The sequence below is a fragment of the Candidatus Thermoplasmatota archaeon genome, from assembly GCA_018814355.1.
Lineage (GTDB): Archaea > Thermoplasmatota > Thermoplasmata > UBA10834 > UBA10834 > COMBO-56-21.
This window is the reverse complement of the sequence record JAHIZT010000081.1, coordinates 1-21,693: the sequence shown is the minus strand read 5'-3', so window position 1 is coordinate 21,693 and position 21,693 is coordinate 1. Positions and strand designations below refer to the sequence as shown.

The window sequence follows — 21,693 nt, the reverse complement described above, 5'->3', positions numbered from 1 at the left end:
CCTTGGGTGCCGCTGGTTTGATCATTGTAAGGAGGATTCTGAAAATGGCCGAGCTAGGACGCCGTATGAACATCTTTGCGGCTTTGCTGCTGTGTGCTTCGATGCTGACAGGATTCCTTGTGCTCGCTCCGGAGAACTCCGAAGCACAGGGCCTGGAGGGATGGATTGTAGGTACCGTCACGGACGAATCATCGAATCCGGTTGAGGCCTACATACTCGCTATGATGATGATGTCCGGCGGGGGCCCATCTGGAGGTTTCTGGACCGACCCGAGCGGGAACTTCAACATCACGGTGTATGGTGGGTTCGAATTCATTGTTCTGGCCGCCAACGGTTCATATTACCTTAACAGCACGATCGCGATTTCGGTCGCAGATGAGGAGGTCCGGGCGGACATCACGCTGACTCCGATAGCCCCGTTGGTCGCAGATGTTGTGATAACTGGTTTTGTCAAGGACACCGACGGGAACCCGGTGACCGGAGGCAACATCATCGGGTACATCAACGACCCCGCGAGTATGGGCGATGGCATGCCTCTCTATTGTAACATGACGCAACCTGATGTGACCGGTCTGTTTTCAGTGAATGTCATTCCAGGCACGGTTGGTGGCGGTGTCGGGGCGTTCGACTTCGTAGGATACGACAGCAGCGAGAACCAGACAGATGACCCACTCGTCTCGGGCATGACCTACTGGATGAATCTGACCCTCGCCGCACCTGTCAACACGGACGACGCGAGGATCAGCGGTCATGTATATGACGCCGATACTGGGTTTCCTCTCGCAAACGCGGTAGTTCAGTATGATTCCTACAATGAGTGGATGGAACGCGGTGGGTACTCGAACTTCACCTTTACGGATTCCTTTGGGTACTACGAGATGAATGTCACGAACGGGACTGCGGACGTGTGGTTTTCCAGGTCTGGCTACAGCATGAATATGTATGAGGAGATCGACGTCAACCCGAGCGATGACATCGTCCTCGATGCATGGTTAGTTCCACATTCCGCCACAATCATGGGCAATGTGACGGACGGGAGCACAGGACTAGGTATCGGAATGGCCAGGGTCTATACGAATGACTTCCTCGGCAATGTGTCAATGACGATCACAGACTCTTTGGGAGAGTATACTCTGGACACGTTCGACGGTACTGACATCGCGATTGGGGCTGAGTCGGATGGCTACTCCAGGACCTGGTCGATGATAGATATCGCTCCTGGAGAGACCCTTTGGATGGACTTCGTCCTCTGGCCGGTCGATGCGTGGATGAACGGGACGGTCATAGACAAGTACAGCCGTTTGCCGGTTCCCAATGCCAACCTTCAGGTGCGCTCCATGGTCTATGAAGACTGGGTAAATGCGGACGGAATGGGCGAGTACAACTTCACATCACTCGTCTCAGGTGACTATACGCTTCAGGTTTGGGCGATGAATTACCGTGATTACAACGAGCCTGTGACTGTTGTCCCCGGTGCAAACTACTGGGTAGTGGAACTTACTCCCTGGGATGTCCCTGATACATGCAAGCTCTACGGCTGGATCAATGACAGTGATACGGGCAGTCCCTTGAGCGGTGCGGAGATGGAAATCGGGATCGGTCCAGAGGATCATAGCGAGACGAATTCGATGATGACCGATGGCTCTGGCTACTACGAGATGTGGATCCCAGCGATACCCCTCATATGGGTTGCGAATGCGACGGACCACGAACACGCGAGCGGGGTTCTCAATGCAACAGGTCTCACGGAGGTCGAGGTCAGCACTTCGCTAGTGCCAGACACCTGGATGCCGAACGTAACGCTTTGGGACCAGGCTCCGCTAGAGAACGTTTCAACTGTCAGGCCTTCCGTCACGGACATCGAGTTCGACGAGGAGGATGTTTCCTCGATTCAACTGTGGCACTTCGGCTTCTGGTACAACGACGGCATGTGGGACTATTTCATCAACGTACAGTTCCTGTACACCAATCTCGATCCTCTTGCTTGGCCGAGCGACAGTGTACCGTATTCGGTCGTCGGAGACCATTACACAATCCACTACGAATGGTCAGCTCAGACCACAGGCGGGTTGCTCTGGAACAGCACGGACAGCCAGTATCTGCCATGTTGGACCATCACTTGGGGTCCTGACACGTACGACGCGTTGAGGGGATCGTACATGAACGCATCCGCACCCTTCTGGCAGAGCGGTACGATGTACTTCGATAGAGACACTGGTACTCCTTATACCTACCAGTTCGACATGGGCGGAGGCCAAGCAGATCTCTCGGATCCGACGGGCGTGTTCGCTCCTGAAGGTCAGGTAGTGCAGAAGGATCCCGGCAGCTCGTGGTGGATGTGGATTGGAAGCCAGCAGATAGGCCAATGGAGCGTATCGGGTCTGCAGTTCACCTTCGACACGACAGTCGCCAGTGGAGAGTACCTGATGGTGTTCGGAGTCAGTGACTGGGGCAACCACGGAATGGGTGACAGTCGGCTGATAGCGGTCGACACTGATCCACCAGTGGCTGACGCTGGCCCTGATCAATCGGCCGACACGAACATCCCCACATTGCTAGATGGGACCGCTTCCAGTGACAACGTCGGCGTGGCCATCTACAGGTGGGAGTACGTCGACGACCTCGGCGATACAGTCGTGCTGTTTGGTGAGACCGTGTCGACTACCTTCCACGCGAGCGGCTCGTATGACGTCACGCTGACCGTGTGGGACGCAGCCGGCAACGAGGACTCCGATACACTGACGGTGACGGCCTCGGACACCGTGCCCCCAATAGCTGAGGCGGGGCTTGACCAGTTCGTCATGTCCGGTGAACTCGTGTACTTCGACGCTTCGGCATCTTCGGATAATGTCGGGATTGTCAACTGGACTTGGACATTCACGTCAGACGGCGTGGACCACACGCTCTGGGGCGAAAATGTATCGTTCATCTTCGGCCTCGACCCGGAGACCGTCTTGGTCACGCTGACCGTGACTGACGGTGATGGGAATTCCGATAGCGACACGATGACCGTCAACGTGAGCGGCTGGATACCCGAGTTCCCGACTCTGCTTATCCCGGTGATGCTCATCGCGGCCGTTGTGATCGTCGCATCCAGAAGGAAGAGATAGGCGAACCGCCTAAGGAAAACCCTTTCCCAAACCTCTAGTTTTCACTTCTTCAGTGTGCTGACGAGCTCGTCGAGGCTGAGAGGCTTCTTCGCGCCCTTCGCCTTGAGCCCGAGGTCGCGGTACAATCTGGCCACATCAGGGAGCTCGAGGCCCGCGGAGTGCAGGAGCTTCTCGTCGTAGAGTATATCCTCCGGCTTGCCCTCGGCGATGACAGCGCCGTCCTTCACAATGCAGATCCTGTCCGCGAGACGGGCTGCCATGTCCATGTCATGCAGCGCGACGACAACGCTGATCCCATGCTCGTTTCTTAGCGACCTGAGGAGCGCCTCTATCCTGAGCGCGTTCGATGGGTCGAGGTCGCCCGTTGGTTCGTCCACCACGAGTATCTTCGGGTCCATCGCGAGGACTCCAGCGATTGCCACGAGCCTCTGCTGTCCCCCGCTCAGGTAGTGTGGGATCTTGTTCAGCTCCTTGATCCCGACCACTCCGAGTGCCCATTCCGCACGCTTCCTCGCGTCCTCTACCGACATGCCGAGGTTGAGCGGGCCGAACATGACATCCTCGAGGACGGTCGGAGAGAAGAGCTGTGAGTCCGCATCCTGGAACACCAGCCCTACCTTCTTCCGGATCTCGCCGACATTCTTCTTGTCGATGTCGACCCCGAACACTCTCACGCGGCCGACATCGGGCATCATCAGGCCGTTTATGTGTTCTATCAGAGTAGATTTCCCAGCGCCGTTGGGGCCGCAGACGGCGACGATTTCTCTCTCGTAGACTCTGAAACACATGTTGTGTATCCCTTCCGTCCCGTCGGGATACCTGTGCGTCACGCAGTCGACATGTACAATCTCATTTGCCTCTCCGGGAGGACACTTCACGCAGGCAGCATCTGACACCATTCATATCACCATCCGAATAGATTGTTCACGTATCTCGAGTATGAGACGATTCCAAATGCGAGGACCGCCAGCGCTATCAGGGCGTATCCTCCGGGGCCGGGCTGAGGGAGCTTCTCGTATCTCGGGAACTCGCCTGAGAATCCCCTCGCTTCCATCGCCTTGGCTATCCTCTCGGCCCTTTCGAAGGCATGCACGAATGCGAGTCCGAATATCCCCGCGAACATCCTCGTCTGTTTCGAAGCTCCCTTCGCTAGGTTTCCGCTCCTCGCATGCAGTGCGTCCAGAACATCGGACATCTCATCAGAGGTCTCGAAAGTGAACCTGTAAGAGAGGAGGAAGATGTTTGCCAGGGTTCTTGGGAGCGTCCTCGAGGCGATGTGGGCTATGTACGAGTACCTGGTGGTCATGAATACCGCGAGGGAGAACGTGACAACAACCAGTGCTCTCACCAGCAGTTTCACAAACAGCAACACCCCATTGTCAGTCAGCGCGATGTGGATCCCTAAGAATCTTGTCCCGACGATGATGGTCCCCGGCTCAGTGAACATGAACATGACAGAGAGAGTGACCACGAACAGCACTGGAATCGAGTACCAGCCTATGAGGAGGCGGATCGGGAGCCTCCCTATGATGTAGAAGGTGAGGACGACACCGAACATGATCAGGAGGAGGTAGAGATCGGTCAAGACGATGACGAGCAGTATGATCATGACCAGCAAGACCCCCTTAGTCCACGGGCTCATCATGTGGACGGCGCTGCGGCCGTTCTCCGCCAGGAACGTGACGAGCCTGAAGTCGGGAATGTGTCTTGTGTAAGACCTCCTAGACATGCGCTGCCTCCCCGGGAGCTTGTGTGGGTCCTTCTTGCCGCCCGCCGCCCTCAGACCCCTCCAGAAGGTCTGGCCTGACCCTGCCGATGAATGATACCATGTATCCTGTCACCACCCCCTCCACCAAGCCGGTCACGATGTTCGCCGCCGCGAGCACGAGCATGTTATTGAATGTCTGGTCTCTGGTCTGCGCGGAATCCTGCAGCTCGGACACGCTGACAATTCCTACGACGACGAATGCGCTTACGGTCAAAGCGATTGCTGCTGATCCGAAGCCTGACGGGAATCGCCCTAGTCTCAAACCTGACCTGAGCAGCTTGTACGCATAGTATCCAAGGACGACCTCCACCACATTCACTATGGTGTTGGCCCCGATCATCCCCCAGCCGCCGTGGCCGATGGCGGCGCTGAATATGTTAATCACTAGCACGGATAGAGTCCCTAGGGATGGTCCTAGCAGGATGCCCATCAGTGGGGTGAGGTTTATGTGGACCCCGCCGAAGACCGGGATCTCGACCTGAAAGATCGCGAACCCGACCGCGACGCACATCGCGGCTATTGCCAGCTTTCGGGTCGGTATCTTGTTGCCGCCCTGCCGGAATAGCGCTGCGGATATGATTCCCGCTGCAATGAGCGACCAGACCGCTACCCAGAACAGTGTGAATGCACCGTCCTCCAGGTGGATATGTGCCATCTGAACCCGCACATTCAGCTAATGCATTGTTAATAAAATCTTCGCCATCGTTAATAACGGGGAAGCCTAGTATCTGGACCGTTATTAACGGCTCGAAGAGGAGCCGGTGCATCATATCACGGCAGAAACAGAGAGATAGACGCACGGACGTATTGGCAGTGCCGCAGGGACCAGTCTGCCGCCCAAAGGTGATCTGACGCTAACGACCACGCACATCGCGGTCTTCCTCCTGATAGGTCTCGTCCTGAACCTGAACAGGGACGAATGGTTCGTTGCGCTGCTTTTCGGGGTCTTCATAGACGGTGATCACTTGTTCGCAGCTCCGAGGTACATCTCGGACAACGGTTACGCGGCCATACTGAGCCCGACGTGGGACGACGGTTCCGGCCATACTTGGAAATCATTGCTTCACTATCCGGTCGGATTCTTCTTCGTCGCCCCACTGGCCATCGGCTGGAGGTTCATGGTCCCTTTGCTGTTCTGGAGCGTCCATCTCGGCATGGACTACTTGCAGATTGAGGTGGTCAAGTACTCCACACCCTTGGAAACTGTCGTGTTCGCTGGTGCTTGTACTGGTATCATATTCGTTCAGTACAGAACTTGGAGAGAGTTGAGACCGGATTCCGATTTCAGAAAGTACGTAGCATATCTCCACAGCCGGGTGAGATCAATCCTATCGGGTTTCAGGAAGTCTATCTCCTAACTCCTGGGTAGTACCGGATGAGGAATATCACCCACAGTACCTCGAAAACGATGCATATCGTTGCGGGGACCGCCACGATAGGTTCGAAGAGTGCGATGGCCAAGGTGGCGGTGAGTCCAAGGTTCTTGTAGCTCGCGAAGAGGACGTAGCCGACCCTTTCCTCCTTGGGGATCCTCATCTTCCTGAGCAGGAGCTCGGTGCCCATTCCGGTCCCGAAGGTCCTGATGATGCACCCAGCGGAGATTGCGAGCACTATCCACGGGTCCCCTATGAACGCCTCTCTGTTGGCGCCCGTGACTGCGAATATCAGAACTGCGAAGGAGATGTTTATCATTGATGTGTTTGCAGGCTTGCCTATCCGGAGCTTCATGACAAACCTGGAGGCCACCATCGGCAGCAAGATCAGGATCAGAAGTGAGTAGACGAGGCTGATTGTGGAGACCGATGAACCGATCATCAGGAGCGTCAAACCGGGCATCAGGATCAGGGCGGCGACGTAGTTCGCCGAAGTTGAGAAGAGGGCTTTGGTGGTCTTTCCCCCGAGGACTCTTGTGAAAGGGACTACTGAGATCGCAGAGGGAGACGCTGCCATCAACACCCAACCCCACCAGTAGTCTCTGGAGAAGAACAAGCCGATTGTGAGTATCACTCCTGTGAGCAGCACGTAGTTCAGGAACAGCGACTTCGAGGCGTGTTCCAGGTGCTCCCTGCCCCTAGCATCCCCCAGCTTGACGGTGGACAGGGATAGCGTCATGAGGACTGCGAGTGACGCCATCGAGATCTCCTTGGTGTTCGATGGGAACCCACCTGTGAGAAGGCCAAGCGCCAGCCCCAGAGTCATCATGACAGCGTAGCTTTCCAGGATATTGGCTGGCCTCATCACCGCGAGAATCAGGGTGACACTACAAATAGACTTCTGGGGCCAGATGCCTGATCAGATTGAACCCAAGGCTCTTCACGATGCCCATTCCTACTGTTGCCCGAAGAGTATCATCGAGTGGGGAACCAACCTGATCCCAGATTGGATCTCCATCTACCAGTACCTGGGCATCATGTTCCTCATGGCGCTCGAGAGCGCCTGCATGCCCGTCCCGAGTGAGATCGTCATGCCCTTCGCGGGATTCCTTGTCGCCCAGGGGGATAGTGGCACGAGTCTTCTCGGCGTCACCATCGCTGGATCCTTGGGTTGCAGGATTGGTTCGATAGCTGCCTGCTTCTTCGGATTCCATGCTGGAAGACCTTTGATACTCCGGTACGGGAAGTACATCCTCATCCGGGAGAAGCACCTCGTCGCTGCGAAGGAGTGGTTCGAGAATTGGGGAGACAAGGCTACCTTCAAAGCCAGGCTGCTTCCTGTGATCCGAACGGTCATGTCCCTCCCAGCCGGTACTGCAAAGATGAACTTGGCTTGTTGCATAAACCTGGGTCACCCTCCGTAGCGGTCCATGATGCTCATTCGGATGTTGTGCATGATGTCTCGGCAGTGCGATCCCCGGTGAGGAGTCCAGAAGAGAATGGCGATCCCGTGAGAACGAGGATCCCCAGCGATGGGGTTCACCGAAGGATTCTTGAAGACCCATAGCGTTGCCAGTCCGCAATGAGCCTCCTCGGGTGGGCCACTGATACGATCTTGGAGATTATCAGTGAGCTCGGGTACCCGGGCGTGTTCATGCTGATGATCGTTGAGGGGATTCTGACGCCGATCCCGAGCGAGATCATCATACCTTTCGCTGGATATCTTGCCGCAGAGGGCGAGCTGAGCCTCCTCCCGGTGATCCTCGTCGGGACAGCCGGTGCCGCGCTCGGGAATGCCGTTGCGTACTACATCGGATACCGCGTGGGAAGGCCCCTAATCACTAAGTACGGAAGATACATCATGCTCGGCGAGAAGGACGTCAGGCTTGCGGAGCGTTGGTTCGCGAAGTACGGCGACGTCGGCATTCTCCTCGGCCACTCCATACCTGGCGTGAGGTCGTTCATCTCATTCCCCGCCGGCATAGGCAGGATGAGGGTCAGGAACTTCGTCGTATTCTCGACCGTGGGCGCTCTGATATGGACCACGGTTCTGGCAGTTGCGGGCTACCTGCTACTCGGTGAGTGGGTCAGGTTTGCGGAGACCGTTGGGAACGTCGACCTCTACGCTGTACTCATCACCATTGCAGGCGTGATCGGCTACTTTTATTGGAGAAGGGTCAGGAACGATGGTAGGAACGCTCAGCCGTAGTAGTACTCGCCCTTCGACTTCTGTTCCCTGTCAAGCCTCGAATCCTTCTTGTTTATCCTCGGCCTGCTGGAGTCCTGGTCCCTCCTGAAAGTTATCTGGACGTCCTTCAGGAATCGGTTCATCCCCTTGCGCATGCCCATCGGCCCTTCCGCCAAACCCTTGGCCGAAGGATCCCCAGTGAACACCATGAGCGAATCTGAAACGAGGTCGATCATATAGACATCGTGGTCGACCACCAGTGCTGATTTGCCTATCTTCTCGATCGCCCGTCTGATGGTCTTCGAGGCGATCATCCTCTGGTTCGAGTCGAGGTACGCGGACGGCTCGTCTATCAGATAGATATCCGCTGTCTTGCCGAGGCATTCAGCTATCGAAACCCTCTGCAGCTCCCCTCCCGAGAGCGTCTGCACATCCTTCTCCATGAGATGCTTGAGATTGAGCGGGTGTGCGATCTCAGATTGGAAGAAGCCTGATTCGAAATCCCCGCCAATGCTGGATCCGAGCATCTCCCTCACGGAACCCTCGAACTCGGGCTTGATGTACTGGGGTTTGTAGCTTACGGACACCTCGCCCATGACCTTGCCAGTGGTCGGTTCGATCTCTCCCGCGAGCATCTTCACGAATGTGGTCTTGCCGGTTGCGTTCGGGCCAACGGCTCCCACCACCTCGCCCTTCTTGATCGCGCCCTCTCCGACCTTCAGCGTGAACGTCTTGAACCTCTTCGTAAGGGCTGGGAACTTTATCAATACCTCTGACTGCCAGTCTTTCCTCGGGGGCCGTTTCTCGAATACGATATGCGTGTCCCTGAACCTGATGTTCTCTTCGCGTAGGTAGCCGTCGAGATATACGTTGATCGCGGTTCTTACGGCCCTCGGCTGGGCCATGACACCATAAGCTCCCTCGTCACCGTACATGATATGCACGAGGTCCGCCAGGAAGTCCATCACGGCCAGGTCGTGCTCTATCACGACCACCTGCTTGTGCTCGCTGAGCTCCTGGATGACCTTAGCCACCTCGAGCCTCTGGTATATGTCGAGGTAGGAGGACGGCTCGTCGAAGAAGTATACGTCGGCGTCCTTCAACAGGGTGGCCGCCAGTGCGACCCTCTGCAGTTCTCCGCCTGACAGCTTGCTCACATCTCGGGCAAGCACGCCGGAGATCCCGAGCCTCTGGGCCACCTCCGCCATCCTGCCGAGGTCGTCCACCTTGCCGAGCAGATCCTTCACGAGCCCCTTGTGGACCGCCGGGAGCTTGTCCACATACTGCGGCTTCATGGCGGTCTTTAGCTTCCCTTTCGAGAGAGCTTCGAAATAGTCGTGTATCTCGGTCCCGGAGTATCTCTCGAGCACCTTGACCCAATCGCCTGGCTTCTCATAGTCGCCCAGGTTCGGAACTATCTGGCCTGAGAGGATGGACATCGCGGTCGTCTTCCCGATACCGTTCGGACCCAGCAGCCCTATGACCTGGCCTTTCCTGGGAACGGGCAGCCTGTAAAAGCGGAAGGAGTTCTTGCCGTACTGATGGACGAGCTCCCCGGCCAATTCCTTTGGAAGCCCTATGATCTTGATCGACTCGAAAGGACATTTGTGAACGCATATCCCGCAGCCTACGCACAGGTCCTCAGCTATCACGGGCTTGCCCTTGGCGCCCATTGCTATCGCATCCACTCCCGTCCTCACTGGCGGACAGTAGTGGATGCACTCGTGACTGCACTTCTTCGGCTGGCAACGGTCCTTCAGGAGGACTGCTATCCTCATCGTGCGGGAGAATGAAGGGACCGTTTAAAAAACTATCAGCCGGACTGCCTCAGGCCCCGCTCGATCTCCTGCAGCAAGGGCTCGATGTCCAGGTCGACATACCCGATGGTCTTCACGAGCTCGTCAGCCGTGTACTTCTGTCCATACGACCACAGCTCCCTCAGGAACGCACCTGCCTTCTCGTTCTGAAACCAGTCCTCGCCGAACTGGTCGGTCAGGGCCGCCCTGATCTGCCCGTCTAGTATCCAGGCTCTCAGGTACTCGGCGCAGTAGAACCCGTCGTCCACGTCCTCGAGATAGTGCTTCCCCGTGTGCCTGAACTTGAGCGATTTCTGAAGGCAAATCCTGTACACATCCTGGAACTCAGGGGACACCTTCGCGCCGTGCAGCTTCAGCTCGTAGATCAGCTTCGCCGCATATCTCCTAAGGAACATGAGCTTGTTGACGAGTGTGAACCTCACATACTCATCAGTGTCGTCCATTCCAAGGGTCTTCTTCAGCCAGAGCTTGTCGGATGGCAGGTAGTTGAACACGAACGCGAAAGCCTCAGTGACCGAGTTGTCTCCCAGGTACCTGTACTCTGCTGGATGGGTCCTCTTGGTGCATCCGAAGTGCCACGCGTGCCCTCCTTCGTGGAAGAAGGCGTCATAGTCCTTGTATCCGCCAGTAGGTCGGATCACAAGCCGGACGTCGTCAGGCACCCTCACAGGTGCGCAGAACGCCCTCGGGGTCTTCTTGGGCCTGTCCTCGATGTCCAGATGTATGTTCTGGGTCTCCTCCGGGTCAAGCCCCAGGCCCTTCAAGGTAGCGTTGAACGCTGCCACCAGCTTGTCCTTGTCGAAGAACCTGTCATACTCCTCTCCCCTGAACGCGTAGGGTATGTCGTAGCTCCAGGCCTCCGAGATCGGTGCGCCAATGCGCCTTTCCACAAGCTCTCCCATCACTTCGACGTACAGATTCTCGGTCCTCCTGAGCATCTCCCCCATCTGCTCCTCGAGGGCCATGTAGTCTACTCCTTTGAGGGTTTGACACAGGTCGCGATAGCTCTTGAAGCCAAGGACGACCGATAGGTCATGGGCGGTGGCCATGCGCTCGTGCAGTACCAGGTTCAGCTCGTCAGTCTGAACGAGTTTCGCTTCGAAGAGCTCGCGCCTCCTCTCGGGATTTGGTTCGTTCCTGAGCTTGACCGGAACGAACCGGTACGGTATCTTCTCTCCTCCGACATCCACGACCGACTTAGCCTCGAAGGTGTTGGCCTTGTCGGTGAGCGCCTTGACGGCGCTGTCCATGTATCCCATCGTGGAGAAGGTCCTGAGATAACGAAGCCATCGGGAGTCATCCGAGCCTTCGATTCTCTCCATCGCGCCCTGAATGACCCCCAGTGCATCCTCTGAGAACAAGTGCGCGAACTTGTCGTATATCGCCGCGGTGCTCATGTCGTCCTTGAGGCCTGCGTAGTTCTGGTAGAACTCCTCCATGAGCTCGCTCTGGAAAGGCTCGACATCCTCCCTTAGCCGGCCGATGTCCAGCTGGGCCATGCACGAATAATGTCGCTCATCGTTGATATTCATTTCCCTCGTCTGGCTGTCTTTCATACAACAACGGAGCACGCTACATTTAAGTGTGCCACATTCCATGATGGGCGGCTGGTCACAATGGCAAGGATACTGGTGTGCTGCGCTTGGCCCTATGCCAACGGGCCTATACACGTCGGTCACGTTGCCGGTTCGTTAATGCCAGCAGACATCTTCGTCCGGTTCAACCGCATGATCGGCAACGAGACCATCATGGTCTCCGGCTCCGACATGCACGGGGCACCTATCACCGTCAGCGCTGACAAGGAGAAGGTGTCTCCCGAGACCATCGCCAACAGGTACCATGCAATCAACGCGAAGGCGATCGCCGACCTCGGGGTCAGTTTCGACCTCTATACGAGCACCCACACAAGGAACCACGAGATCGTCACCCAGGACATGTTCAACCGCCTCCTCGAGAAGGGCCATCTGGAGCGCAAGTCGACACCGCAGTTCTACTGCGACAACTGCAGGCGATTCCTGCCGGACAGGTATGTCGAGGGAAAGTGCCCACACTGCAGCTACGAGCGGGCGAGGGGAGACCAGTGTGACTCTTGCGGCAAGGACCTGAACGCGGAGGAGCTCCTAGATGCCAGATGCCAGATATGTGGCTCCACGCCCGAGCTCAAGGAGACAGAGCATTTCTTCCTGAAGCTGTCGGACTTCTCCGAGGAGCTCGTAAGATACGTTGAGGCGAGCGCCCACTGGCGCCCGCATGTGCGGATGTTCACCATGAAAGTCCTAAAAGGGGGCCTTGTTGATCGACCAATCACCCGGGACATCTCCTGGGGTGTGCCCGTGCCAGTCAAGGGGTTCGAGAGCAAGCGGATATATGTCTGGTTCGACGCCGTGATAGGCTACCTGTCGGCTACCAGAGAGTGGGCGAAGCTGGAGGACAGGCCGGACGATTGGAAGAAGTACTGGACCGACAGCTCGTGCAAGAGCTATTATTTCCTCGGTAAGGACAACATCGTTTTTCACACCATCATCTGGCCCGCGATGCTCCTGGGCTACGGCGGTCTCAACCTTCCGTACGATGTGCCTGCGAACCAGTTTATGACCCTTGAGGGTCAGAAGTTCTCCAAGAGCATGGGCGTCAGCATTGACATCCCGGACATGCTGACCAAGTTCAAACCCGATGTGATAAGGTACTATCTTTCAGCGAATATGCCAGAGACCAAGGACAGCGAATTCTCCTGGGACGACCTCGCGACCAGGGTGAACAACGAACTCGTAGCGACCTACGGCAACTTCCTTCACAGAGCCCTCTCTTTCTCCTTCAAGAACTACGGCGAGATCCCCGCAAAGGCCGACCTAGATGAAAGGGACAAGGCCGCTCTTGCGAGGATTTCGGAAACGGACATGGAGGTCAGGACTGCGTTGTCCGGATGCGAGTTCAGAAGGGCCCTCAAGGCCGTCATGGATCTCGCGCAGTTCGGAAACCAGTACTTCGATTCCGTTGCGCCGTGGTCCCTTGTTGGCACGAACAAGGTCAAGTGCGGGACGGTGCTCCATGTCAGCCTCCTCATCGGCAAGGCTTTGGCCGTCATGTCCCACCCGTTCATGCCGTTCTCCTCCGAGAGCGTATGGAAGCAGCTCAGGATGGACGCTACGATCGAGGAGGTCGGATGGAAGGGCATCGAGCTTCCTCTCAAAGCGGGAGAGAAGATGGAGAAGCCATCGCCTCAGTTCGCCAAGGTCGAGGCGACAAGCTCGGGCGGGTTCCAGCAGTTCGCGGCTCTGGACCTCAAGGTGGGAAAGGTGTTGGACGTCCAGCCTCACCCAAACGCAGACAAGCTCTACTTGATGACGGTCGACATCGGCAAGCCAATCACCATGGTCAGCGGGCTCAAGGAGTTCTACACCGCGGACCAGCTGAAGACGAAGACCGTGATCATCGTGGCGAACCTGGAACCTGCGACGATAAGAGGCGTCAAATCGGAGGGGATGCTGCTGGCGGCCGAGGAGGGCAAGCAGCTCGCTCTCCTGACCCCGGAGAAGGACCTTGCGGCAGGCACTCCGATATCGAGTGGCATGGAGCCAGGGCAGAAGCAGGTGAGCTTCAAGGAGTTCCAGAAGCTCGATATCCGCGCTGGGATTGTATCGGCTGGAGATCCCCCGATGCTGGATCTTGGTTCGAGGAAGCTGAAGTGCACTGTAGACAAGCCCGACCCTGTCGTGAAGTACGCCGCTTTCGTATCGGGTGACAAGGCCCTCGTCCTCCATGGGCCGGACGAGGTCAAGATCATCTTAGATTCGGACATACCGGTCGGTGCGAAGATACGATGAAGCTCGACCTTCACATCCATTCGACATTCTCCAGGGACGGGACGGCAACACCTGAGGACATCATCGCATTCGCTGTGAAAAACGGCTTGGACGGGATCGCGATAACCGATCACAACGCCATCGGCGGTTCTCTAAGGGCGTTCGCCCTCGCACCCAGGGCCGGATTCATCATCGTCAGAGGGGTCGAGATCTCTGCGATGGAAGGGCACGTTCTGGCCTATGGGGTGGCTGATACTATCCCCAAAGGACTGCCGATAGCGGACACGATAGAGAAGATCCATTCCGTTGGGGGGATCGCAGTCGCCGCCCACCCCAAGCGGTTCCCATCCGGAATGGGCCTGAAAGCCGCGAAGGCGGCGAAGTTCGATGCTATCGAGGTCCTGAACGGCGGATCGTCCCGGCGAGACAACGCGCTTGCACGAAGGATGGCCGACAAGAAAAGATCGCCCGTGACAGCGGGCAGCGACGCGCACGAAATCGAGAGCGTTGGGAAATCATTCACCATTGTCGAGTCCGCATCGACTGAGGAGGATGTCCTCGAGTGTATTCGCAGAGGACGGACCCAGATCGGAGGACGCAGCCGTTCGCGATCGGAAGGCGCCCGCTATTCCATCGAGACTCTGATAGAATGGCTTCGAGGGGACTTCAAGAGACTCTGACTCACGCCTAGATCTTGTCATCGATCTTCGCGGCGAACGCCTTTGCCTTCTCCGCTAGGTCGTTGGTCTTCATATCCTTTGACGCAGTCAAGACGAGCAGAGCCCTGCTACCAGCACTGACAAGAACCATCTTGCCCCTAGCGAGCTCCACAGCGATATACAGGAGCTTGTCCTTGAGCTCGGCGGTGGCCGTCTCCGCTGCCCCAAGCAGGATTGCGGACATGGCAACGAATGTCTCCAGATGGACGCCCTTCGGGGCATCTCCGGCAATATGCATCCCGCTCCTCGAGACGACCGTCGCTTCGTAAATCGAAGGGACAGAGCGGATCTCGTCTAGAATCTCCTCAAGGGCCAAGTACTCGACCATGTTGAATCCAGCTTCCCATCTGACCTACTGACTCAGCATGACCGGATGAGAATATAAACTTTCTCGGGTCGAGTTGGGGACTCTACGATGCTTTGATATCAGGCCAGAGTAATGCGTGCGAAAGAGACGGATGAAGGTTCTCCATCAGGACACCAGGACCAACGAGATCAAGCTGTTCCCCGAGACGTTGGACGATCTTTGGCATCTGTATAACCTAGTGGATGACAGAGACCTCGTCTTCGCGAGCACTTACCGTCGGGGCGAGGAGAAGACGGACAAGCTCAGAGCGGAGAGGGTCGAGAAGGTACGGATGCGGCTTGGAATCAGGGTGCAGAAGGTGGAATTCCACGAATCCGAGGATGTCCTCAGGATATTAGGGGCCATCGAGCAGGGCCCGCAGGACATGGGACAGCATCACACGCTAATGATCTCCGTCGGGGAGCCATTGACGATCATAAAACCAGATTGGAAGCCTCAGCACTTTGACAGGATTAAGCGGGCGATCGAGATGTCCGAGAAACCGTCCATGTTCTTCGTGGCCATAGAGGACACGGACGCTGTGATCGCGACTGCGCGCGAGTACGGGCTCAAGGAATTTGCGACCATCACTCGCAACCCCGGCGGGAAGATGTACGATTCTAAACCGAATGAGTTGGAGTTCCTGGATGAGGTCGTGGAGAAGTTGAAGATGGTCATGCACGGGGAACCGCTGATTGTCCTCGGTCCTGGTTTTGTGAAGGAGGCGCTTGCAAAACGGCTCCGAGAGAAAGCACCCGGTATCTCCAGCTCCATGGTAATACATCACACAGGTCAGGCAGGGATGGCAGGCATCAACGAGATCATGAAGCAAGGAATCGGGGGCAAAGTGCTCGATGAGACGAGGGTCGCTAGGGAGACTCGACTCATGGAGCTGCTGTTCAGCGAGATCGGCAAGAACGGCATGTTTGCCTATGGCGATGAATCCGTCAAGTCCGCAGTTGTGGCTGGAGCGGTCAGTGTCTTGCTGGTGCTTGACACGAAAGTTAGGTCCTCAGCTGCGGACGGACTTATTCGGATGGTCGAGGGATCGAAGGGCGAGTTCGTGATCGTGAGTTCCCTGCACGAAGCGGGCAGGAGATTGGATTCGCTCGGGGGAGTTGCAGCATTGCTCAGGTACAGGATGTCCTGATCGCCTACTGGAAGGTTCTCTTCCTGGCCTGCACGATGTCGAGCATCGCGTTCACGAGAAGGCTTACTGGGAACGGCTTCGCCCAGAACGAGACCGCTCCAGCTGCTAGTGCATCCTCCCTTACGGATTCATCTGCGCTAGAGAATATGATTGGGACCCGAGGGTCTATCCTGAGGATCTCCTTGGTGGTCTCTATGCCGTCCTTACCCGGCATCCTGTGGTCCATGATGATGGCGTCAGGCCTGTTTGTCATGGACTTGAAAACACGGACTGCCTCATCTCCATCCCTTGCCGCGAAGACCGTGATACCCTTTGATTCCAGGAAGTCCTTGTAGAGCTCCCTAATGAAGTCCTGGTCGTCGACGACCACCACGCGCGCGACGGCCTTGCTTCCGCTAGGTTGAGGTTGAGTGGTGTACCCACCCGACTTAGCGTCCATCGCCCTCACCTCGGGCTTGTCCAGGTTCATCGGCACGCCTGAGACAGGAATAGTGCTAGGCCTATGGCTCTCGAAGACGCCCTGCAGAACCACAGAAGCATCGCATCCCATATTTCCTGACAGACGGGGATACTCACTATCAGTCTTAAGTTTTTCGTGAGCCAAAGACCACCGTCTCCTCTAGGAGCATCACGTTCAGCACAACTCGTCAAACTTCATCATAGCTCTGGGAATATTCCGATGCGGCTTCATCAGCATCATGGGTCAGAAGCGAAAAAGGATGAGAGAAAAAGAGAGATGGGGTGATAGGTAGGAGGAGCATGTGATCCTACCTATCCGGGATGTTTGTTAATATTCAGCTGCTGGTTCGATCTCCGGCTCGCATCCTAGAAGGTCGTAGACTTCTTCCCAGCTGTAATGATCGGCATCCACCATTCATGTCACCTTTCCTGTAATGACCTCTAGTGGAAATGAAGGTCAATAACCTTACATCAGGAGATGCGCGAAAGTAGTCTGGCCTCTGGAAAGTGCGTCTCAGAGTGCATGCCTGATGTGAACGGCCTCTCCCCGATCCGCAAGCGCCATCTCCGCTGGGCTCATCGTGGCAACGCCTACTGCTCTCACATCACCCTTGTGCACCACAGCGACGTCGTCTCCGATGCGAATCTCCGGACTCACCTTCTCCACGCCGACGGCGAACAAGTTGCCCTTGGGTTTGAAGTCCTCTATCTCAACAGAGTATGTTCCGGACGCGGCGAGCACCTTGGCTCCCTCCAATGTTAGAGAGATCATCCCGCGGTCACCCGTCAGCATCCCCAGTTGCTCCTGACCTTTCAGTATCTTCAGGTTCGGCCAGCGACCGACTATCTTGGCATCGTCGCACAGAGTTTCGCCAGCCTGGCCGAACTGGAACCTGCAAAGCGACCGCATGTCCTCGAGATCCCGCGCTCTGCGGTGATTCATTGTCGCGTCCGAAACGCGTTCTCTCAGCTCGTCCTCCAATCGTTTCAGGCTCTCCTTCGATCCCGGATGACCAAGTGATGTATCGACGAAGTCCTTGAGCACGGAGTTGACGGGCTCCCTCTCATCTGCGAGATGGGAGATGACGAGATCATACTTCTGTGTGGACACGAGCCATGAGACCATATCCTCCGCCATCCTCTTCTCGTCCAGGTCCCAGTGCCCCGTCACTGGTATGTCGTAGTCCTGCGCCGGATAGAAAAGCTCTAGCTCCCTCGGCACAAGGCCCAGCGGGGAAGTGACGATGACCTCGTGCACGAAATCCGCCTTTCCGCTTGACCAGATCGCCTGTCTGAATCTGACATGCGACTGTGATAGGGAATATGGCTTCCTGGCGGAACACGGTATCAGGAGCAGGACCTTCGTCCCTGCTGGCTTCTTGAACCTCTGCTCGAGCCGCCTCCTCCATCTGACGATGTCCGGCCGTGTGAGAGACTCCTTCGAGCCCGCATGAAAAGGTGCGCCCCTGATCGGCGTGTGCAGCTCTTGGAGGTCGTAGTGCTCAAAGTCGAGTAGCCTCAAGTTCTGCACGAGCCAGGGGTCGCTCCTGATCCTCGACTCCACCAGCTCCCTTAGCCGTCCCTCCGATATGGTGTGCCTGACCAGTCTCAACTCGATCTCGGCAGTTCTGTAATTGTGCTGAAGGAGCTCTTCTCGCCCGCGCCTGCCTGAGGCGCAGGCAGGGCAGGAGCATGGAAGGTCCTTGATCTTGCCATAGTCGAGCATGCCTGTCCCTGTCAAGAAGCCGCCGTTCTCGGCGGCCATTATCAGCGGGAGCGAGTCGAAAACGTCGAACCCGCAGTATGAGAGGAATGCCAACCTGTTGGGGAGGCCCATGACAGAGCAGAAGGCGGGCTGCAGCAGTCTCTGTCCATGCTTCAGTCGCAAGATGGAGTCGACGAACTTCCTGGAATCCAGAAGCGATGATGCGGTTTCCTCGATTGCCGCTAGACCGCCCTCTAGCGTTGCATCTGCGTATGGCGACCCCCGGAATCCAGGATGGAGATCCGCGGGTCTTTCCCCTGGTGATCGTGGTTCCACAAAGCCAGAAGGATTGATGAGCAGGTCCCTCCTTCCTCCCTCTTCTGAGCGCTTCAGCCTGAGGGATCCAGCAGGCGCGGGGTAGCGGTCGGTGTCTATATGGGCCAGCACCGGGCTCGTGTGCTTCTTACCGTCCATGTCGATGACGCCTATGCGGGCCAGTCCGTCCCGTTCCAAGATCTCGAAATGCACGCGAAGTGATTGTGTACGCAACTATAAAAGGAATTGACTGGGAGGAAAGCCTCCCCAAGAAATTAGAATGTCGTGATCAATTCGTGCTCTGCGAGCAGTTCCTTCGCCTTCTGCGCCGGAACGACCTTGAGCCCGTCGAAGAGCTTCGATTCCGGAATCCCCCTTGCGGCCAGGTCCTCCCTGACTACGTAGACTGGGACATCGAAGTCGTAGAGCTCCTTGGTGGCATCGACGTTGGACGGCATCCGCACGGCCTCAGGCTTCTGGTTCCCGATCGCGTTATAGACGCCATCTTCGAGCATTATGACCGAGGTCTTCATGCCGTTCACACTCATCGCGAGACCAAGTCTCAATCCGGCGAATGCATCCTCGAGGCCGTATGGAGCCTTGGTTATCAGCACAAGAGTTGAAGATGCCATTCGATCACCTCGCAATGGTCACGAGCCTGTCGGACTCGGACACGAACTTGAAAAAGTCATTTGTCAGGCTGCCGACCTTGGCACCTGGTATCTCCTCTCCGCGCTCGAAGCCTCTGGCCGCGAAACAAGTCTCGCATATCGCAGTGGTGACGCCTTCCTTCTGGGCCTCTTCCAGTTCCTTTCCGACGTTTGGAAACCTCTTCGGGTTCTGTCCTTTCTTCACCGCCGTGACGCCCTCGCCGTAGCCGAACAGGTTGACCTTGTACCCTTTCGCCATGGCGGCCTTGGCTAGTTCGACCGCCACATTCGCGTCCATTGCCATCATGGAACCGGTCCTGAGCAGGATAGTGAGTGTCTTTGGCATTTTTCCACCTCACACGGTCACGGTGCGCTCGGTCCGCTCCATGATGCAGTCTATGATGTCTGCGTATTCGGCTGACTTGCCGACCTTGAGGTCCGATGCCGAGAACCCTCTCGCCTCGATGTCACCTCTGGAGACCAGGACCTCGGCCGCTGCGTTAGCCAGCCTGTCTGCGGCTGGAGCCACGAGCGCCTGAAAGACGCCGTCCTCGAGCAGTATCACGCTCGCGTCCTGCTTCTCTGAGAATCGTCTCACGAAGTGGGTCGGGTCCTGCTCCTGCGGGGATTTCAGGACGACGAAGGCGGTTTTCGGCATTCTGTCACGCTCAGCCGATGAACAGCGTGGTCTTCGCTTCCGATGCGAGCTTCAGGAATGCTGCGGCCCCAAGCACCTTGACACCTGGGAGCAGGTCGCTCTCCTTGATCCCCATGAGCCCCATCGTGGTGCTGCATGCGTAGAAGTTGATGCCCATCTCCTTTGCCTGCTGCATCGTCTCTGCGTAGCTGCCTATGCCCCCAGCCTTCATCTTCTTCACGAACATGCCGGTGAACAACCTGAACATGCCGGGGAGCTTGGGTTTCGAACCCTTGGCCGTCACGAGCTTGGTTCCGAAGAACGTGTAGAACACATGCACTTCGGAGCCCATGGCGGCTGCGGTCGTTCCCATTATGAGCGGCATCATTGCCTTGTCGAAAGTCCCTTCGCTGACTACCATACAAAACTTGTCTGTCATCTGTTCATTTCTCCTTTCACACCAAAGACTCACTTGATTCTTACGTAGAATTTGAGCAGCTTGCCCTCTTCCTCAGTGCCGACCAGCTGATTGCCGGTCCTCGAGCACCAGGCAGGGACGTCTTCCTTCGCTCCGACATCGTCGGCCAAGAGTTCGAGCACCTGGCCGGACTTCATCTCCTTGACCTTCTTTGCGAGATGCACGATCGGCATGGGGCACATGAGCCCTCTCGCATCAAGCGTTGCTTGCTTTTCCAAGAGAATCTCTCCCACGGTATTGACAATACCGCGCATAGGCGATTTGCTAGCCTCTAGATAAAGGTTTTCACGTTGCACGATCCTCAGATGCTGGCCTGCCGTGGATTGAAAACGGTTAAGTATAAATTTGGCAATACCGTGCAATATGGTCGATCCGCAGAAGATACTCGCAGGAGACGCCTCATGTAGGGATATCGTGAAGTGCCTCTACAGGCTTTCCGATTTTGAGCTGGCTATCTACAAGAAGCTGGTGAAACAGGGGCCGCTCCGGGCGGACGACCTCGCCCCTGTCGTAAAGAGGGACAGGAGCACGGTCTATCGCGCGTTCCAGAAGCTGGTGGCATCGGGGCTCGCTTTCAGGGATACGAAATCGATCGAACGCGGAGGATACTACCATTTGTACACGGCCGTATCGCCGGATGCTCTCAAGACGAAGCTGCACAAGTGCGCTGATGATTGGTTCGACAACATGAATAGCGCAATCGACGACTTTGACCTCGTGTGAAGGCGCCCGGCATTCGTCCCGACTCCTCCGTGCGTGTCACTCTTTTTCATGAAAGGATTAAATTCTATCAGCTGATTATCTGTCGATGTCGACTAACTTCAAAGGGATGGACATCGTCTCCATCCGTGATTTTTCAAGAGAGCAGATCGAGCATGTCTTGAAGCTCGCAGAGAAGATGGTGCCGATCGCGAAGGGGGAGGAAAGGAGCGTGCTCCTGGAGGGACACGTCCTGGGATCGCTGTTCTATGAGCCGTCGACTAGGACGAGACTGTCCTTCGATGCAGCCATGACGCGCCTCGGTGGAAGGGTGCTTGGATTCGACCAGCCAGCAGGAGCGTCCGTAGCTAAGGGTGAAACCCTGGCAGACACGATCCGGATGGTCGATTCCTACTGCGATGTCATCGTCCTGAGGCACCCGCAGGAGGGAGCCGCTAGGCTGGCCGCCCACTTCG

General features: G+C 56.6%; 23 protein-coding genes. 9 read left to right on the top strand and 14 right to left on the bottom strand.

Annotated features, from left to right (window positions below; genetic code table 11):
* The first annotated feature begins 44 nt into the window (after positions 1–44).
* On the top strand, positions 45–3,110 hold the full coding sequence (locus KJ653_06025) for a carboxypeptidase regulatory-like domain-containing protein (protein MBU0685387.1): 3,066 nt from the start codon (positions 45–47) through the stop codon (positions 3,108–3,110).
* A gap of 41 nt (positions 3,111–3,151) precedes the next feature.
* On the opposite strand, the gene KJ653_06020 is transcribed toward KJ653_06025, so the two are convergent.
* The 3 genes from KJ653_06020 to KJ653_06010 are packed head-to-tail and all read right to left on the bottom strand — an operon-like array spanning position 3,152 to position 5,533.
* On the bottom strand, positions 3,152–4,009 hold the full coding sequence (locus tag KJ653_06020; GenBank protein ID MBU0685386.1) for an ATP-binding cassette domain-containing protein: 858 nt from the start codon (positions 4,007–4,009) through the stop codon (positions 3,152–3,154).
* Between the two features lie 5 nt (positions 4,010–4,014).
* Positions 4,015–4,839 (bottom strand): energy-coupling factor transporter transmembrane protein EcfT, encoded by an 825-nt coding sequence (locus KJ653_06015; protein ID MBU0685385.1) that lies wholly within the window; start codon positions 4,837–4,839, stop codon positions 4,015–4,017.
* The gene (locus KJ653_06010) at positions 4,832–5,533 is read right to left on the bottom strand and encodes an energy-coupling factor ABC transporter permease (GenBank protein MBU0685384.1); all 702 of its coding nucleotides are present in this window, start codon (positions 5,531–5,533) and stop codon (positions 4,832–4,834) included. Before KJ653_06010 ends, KJ653_06015 begins: the two co-directional genes overlap by 8 nt.
* A gap of 310 nt (positions 5,534–5,843) precedes the next feature.
* Here KJ653_06010 and KJ653_06005 point away from each other — a divergent pair, with 310 nt between their 5' ends.
* On the top strand, positions 5,844–6,236 hold the full coding sequence (locus KJ653_06005; GenBank protein MBU0685383.1) for a hypothetical protein: 393 nt from the start codon (positions 5,844–5,846) through the stop codon (positions 6,234–6,236).
* Here the strand turns inward: KJ653_06005 and KJ653_06000 are convergent.
* The gene (locus KJ653_06000; protein ID MBU0685382.1) at positions 6,226–7,116 is read right to left on the bottom strand and encodes a hypothetical protein; all 891 of its coding nucleotides are present in this window, start codon (positions 7,114–7,116) and stop codon (positions 6,226–6,228) included. The genes KJ653_06005 and KJ653_06000 overlap by 11 nt on opposite strands.
* Before the next feature lie 46 nt (positions 7,117–7,162).
* Here KJ653_06000 and KJ653_05995 point away from each other — a divergent pair, with 46 nt between their 5' ends.
* Both KJ653_05995 and KJ653_05990 read left to right on the top strand, forming a co-directional pair.
* Entirely contained in the window at positions 7,163–7,675 is a 513-nt protein-coding gene (locus KJ653_05995; GenBank protein ID MBU0685381.1) for a DedA family protein, read from the top strand.
* Positions 7,676–7,833: 158 nt separating this feature from the next.
* The gene (locus KJ653_05990; GenBank protein ID MBU0685380.1) at positions 7,834–8,460 is read left to right on the top strand and encodes a DedA family protein; all 627 of its coding nucleotides are present in this window, start codon (positions 7,834–7,836) and stop codon (positions 8,458–8,460) included.
* Here KJ653_05990 and KJ653_05985 read toward each other — a convergent pair.
* Together KJ653_05985 and KJ653_05980 are read right to left on the bottom strand one after the other, a co-directional pair.
* Positions 8,451–10,217 (bottom strand): ribosome biogenesis/translation initiation ATPase RLI, encoded by a 1,767-nt coding sequence (locus KJ653_05985; protein ID MBU0685379.1) that lies wholly within the window; start codon positions 10,215–10,217, stop codon positions 8,451–8,453. The two genes, KJ653_05990 and KJ653_05985, sit on opposite strands and share 10 nt — an antisense overlap.
* Positions 10,218–10,252: 35 nt before the next feature.
* On the bottom strand, positions 10,253–11,755 hold the full coding sequence (locus KJ653_05980) for a hypothetical protein (GenBank protein ID MBU0685378.1): 1,503 nt from the start codon (positions 11,753–11,755) through the stop codon (positions 10,253–10,255).
* Between the two features lie 117 nt (positions 11,756–11,872).
* Here KJ653_05980 and metG point away from each other — a divergent pair, with 117 nt between their 5' ends.
* Both metG and KJ653_05970 read left to right on the top strand, forming a co-directional pair.
* Positions 11,873–14,080: a methionine--tRNA ligase gene (gene metG / locus KJ653_05975; protein MBU0685377.1), complete on the top strand. Its 2,208-nt coding sequence runs from the start codon at positions 11,873–11,875 to the stop codon at positions 14,078–14,080.
* Complete coding sequence (locus tag KJ653_05970; protein MBU0685376.1) at positions 14,077–14,739, top strand: CehA/McbA family metallohydrolase; 663 nt, start codon at positions 14,077–14,079, stop codon at positions 14,737–14,739. The genes metG and KJ653_05970 overlap by 4 nt, the downstream gene beginning before the upstream one ends.
* Positions 14,740–14,746: 7 nt before the next feature.
* On the opposite strand, the gene KJ653_05965 is transcribed toward KJ653_05970, so the two are convergent.
* A complete protein-coding gene (locus tag KJ653_05965) occupies positions 14,747–15,106 on the bottom strand; it encodes a roadblock/LC7 domain-containing protein (GenBank protein ID MBU0685375.1) in 360 nt (119 codons plus the stop codon).
* 130 nt (positions 15,107–15,236) lie between these two features.
* Here KJ653_05965 and KJ653_05960 point away from each other — a divergent pair, with 130 nt between their 5' ends.
* Positions 15,237–16,274, top strand: coding sequence for an mRNA surveillance protein pelota (locus KJ653_05960; protein MBU0685374.1), 1,038 nt, complete (start codon positions 15,237–15,239; stop codon positions 16,272–16,274).
* Positions 16,275–16,278: 4 nt separating this feature from the next.
* Here the strand turns inward: KJ653_05960 and KJ653_05955 are convergent, their stop codons facing one another.
* From KJ653_05955 to KJ653_05925, 7 genes are all read right to left on the bottom strand, one after another.
* Positions 16,279–16,743 carry a response regulator gene (locus tag KJ653_05955; GenBank protein ID MBU0685373.1) on the bottom strand — a complete coding sequence of 155 codons (465 nt, stop codon included), beginning with the start codon at positions 16,741–16,743 and terminating at the stop codon, positions 16,279–16,281.
* 504 nt (positions 16,744–17,247) lie between these two features.
* Entirely contained in the window at positions 17,248–18,966 is a 1,719-nt protein-coding gene (locus KJ653_05950) for a DUF5591 domain-containing protein (protein ID MBU0685372.1), read from the bottom strand.
* A 62-nt stretch (positions 18,967–19,028) separates the two neighbouring features.
* Complete coding sequence (locus KJ653_05945) at positions 19,029–19,385, bottom strand: DsrE family protein (protein ID MBU0685371.1); 357 nt, start codon at positions 19,383–19,385, stop codon at positions 19,029–19,031.
* Positions 19,386–19,389: 4 nt separating this feature from the next.
* Complete coding sequence (locus KJ653_05940) at positions 19,390–19,749, bottom strand: DsrE family protein (GenBank protein ID MBU0685370.1); 360 nt, start codon at positions 19,747–19,749, stop codon at positions 19,390–19,392.
* A 9-nt stretch (positions 19,750–19,758) separates the two neighbouring features.
* Positions 19,759–20,061 (bottom strand): hypothetical protein, encoded by a 303-nt coding sequence (locus KJ653_05935; GenBank protein MBU0685369.1) that lies wholly within the window; start codon positions 20,059–20,061, stop codon positions 19,759–19,761.
* A gap of 10 nt (positions 20,062–20,071) precedes the next feature.
* On the bottom strand, positions 20,072–20,479 hold the full coding sequence (locus tag KJ653_05930) for a DsrE/DsrF/DrsH-like family protein (protein MBU0685368.1): 408 nt from the start codon (positions 20,477–20,479) through the stop codon (positions 20,072–20,074).
* Between the two features lie 29 nt (positions 20,480–20,508).
* Entirely contained in the window at positions 20,509–20,772 is a 264-nt protein-coding gene (locus KJ653_05925) for a sulfurtransferase TusA family protein (protein MBU0685367.1), read from the bottom strand.
* A gap of 109 nt (positions 20,773–20,881) precedes the next feature.
* On the opposite strand from KJ653_05925, the gene KJ653_05920 reads away from it, so the two are divergent.
* Both KJ653_05920 and KJ653_05915 read left to right on the top strand, forming a co-directional pair.
* Complete coding sequence (locus tag KJ653_05920; GenBank protein MBU0685366.1) at positions 20,882–21,241, top strand: TrmB family transcriptional regulator; 360 nt, start codon at positions 20,882–20,884, stop codon at positions 21,239–21,241.
* Positions 21,242–21,326: 85 nt separating this feature from the next.
* On the top strand, positions 21,327–21,693 hold a 367-nt coding region (locus KJ653_05915), incomplete at its 3' end, for an aspartate carbamoyltransferase (GenBank protein ID MBU0685365.1).

Coding starts and splice junctions, on each gene's coding strand:
- KJ653_06025 (MBU0685387.1), top strand. CDS start 45: ATGGCCGAGCTAGGACGCCGTATGAACATCTTTGCGGCTTTGCTGCTG.
- KJ653_06020 (MBU0685386.1), bottom strand. CDS start 4,009: ATGGTGTCAGATGCTGCCTGCGTGAAGTGTCCTCCCGGAGAGGCAAAT.
- KJ653_05940 (MBU0685370.1), bottom strand. CDS start 19,749: ATGCCAAAGACACTCACTATCCTGCTCAGGACCGGTTCCATGATGGCA.
- KJ653_05970 (MBU0685376.1), top strand. CDS start 14,077: ATGAAGCTCGACCTTCACATCCATTCGACATTCTCCAGGGACGGGACG.
- KJ653_05935 (MBU0685369.1), bottom strand. CDS start 20,061: ATGCCGAAAACCGCCTTCGTCGTCCTGAAATCCCCGCAGGAGCAGGAC.
- KJ653_05990 (MBU0685380.1), top strand. CDS start 7,834: ATGAGCCTCCTCGGGTGGGCCACTGATACGATCTTGGAGATTATCAGT.
- KJ653_05995 (MBU0685381.1), top strand. CDS start 7,163: ATGCCTGATCAGATTGAACCCAAGGCTCTTCACGATGCCCATTCCTAC.
- KJ653_05960 (MBU0685374.1), top strand. CDS start 15,237: ATGAAGGTTCTCCATCAGGACACCAGGACCAACGAGATCAAGCTGTTC.
- KJ653_05925 (MBU0685367.1), bottom strand. CDS start 20,772: ATGCGCGGTATTGTCAATACCGTGGGAGAGATTCTCTTGGAAAAGCAA.
- KJ653_05985 (MBU0685379.1), bottom strand. CDS start 10,217: ATGAGGATAGCAGTCCTCCTGAAGGACCGTTGCCAGCCGAAGAAGTGC.
- KJ653_06010 (MBU0685384.1), bottom strand. CDS start 5,533: ATGGCACATATCCACCTGGAGGACGGTGCATTCACACTGTTCTGGGTA.
- metG (MBU0685377.1), top strand. CDS start 11,873: ATGGCAAGGATACTGGTGTGCTGCGCTTGGCCCTATGCCAACGGGCCT.
- KJ653_05965 (MBU0685375.1), bottom strand. CDS start 15,106: ATGGTCGAGTACTTGGCCCTTGAGGAGATTCTAGACGAGATCCGCTCT.
- KJ653_06000 (MBU0685382.1), bottom strand. CDS start 7,116: ATGAGGCCAGCCAATATCCTGGAAAGCTACGCTGTCATGATGACTCTG.
- KJ653_05920 (MBU0685366.1), top strand. CDS start 20,882: ATGGTCGATCCGCAGAAGATACTCGCAGGAGACGCCTCATGTAGGGAT.
- KJ653_05945 (MBU0685371.1), bottom strand. CDS start 19,385: ATGGCATCTTCAACTCTTGTGCTGATAACCAAGGCTCCATACGGCCTC.
- KJ653_05980 (MBU0685378.1), bottom strand. CDS start 11,755: ATGGCCCAGCTGGACATCGGCCGGCTAAGGGAGGATGTCGAGCCTTTC.
- KJ653_05930 (MBU0685368.1), bottom strand. CDS start 20,479: ATGACAGACAAGTTTTGTATGGTAGTCAGCGAAGGGACTTTCGACAAG.
- KJ653_05955 (MBU0685373.1), bottom strand. CDS start 16,743: ATGAACCTGGACAAGCCCGAGGTGAGGGCGATGGACGCTAAGTCGGGT.
- KJ653_06015 (MBU0685385.1), bottom strand. CDS start 4,839: ATGTCTAGGAGGTCTTACACAAGACACATTCCCGACTTCAGGCTCGTC.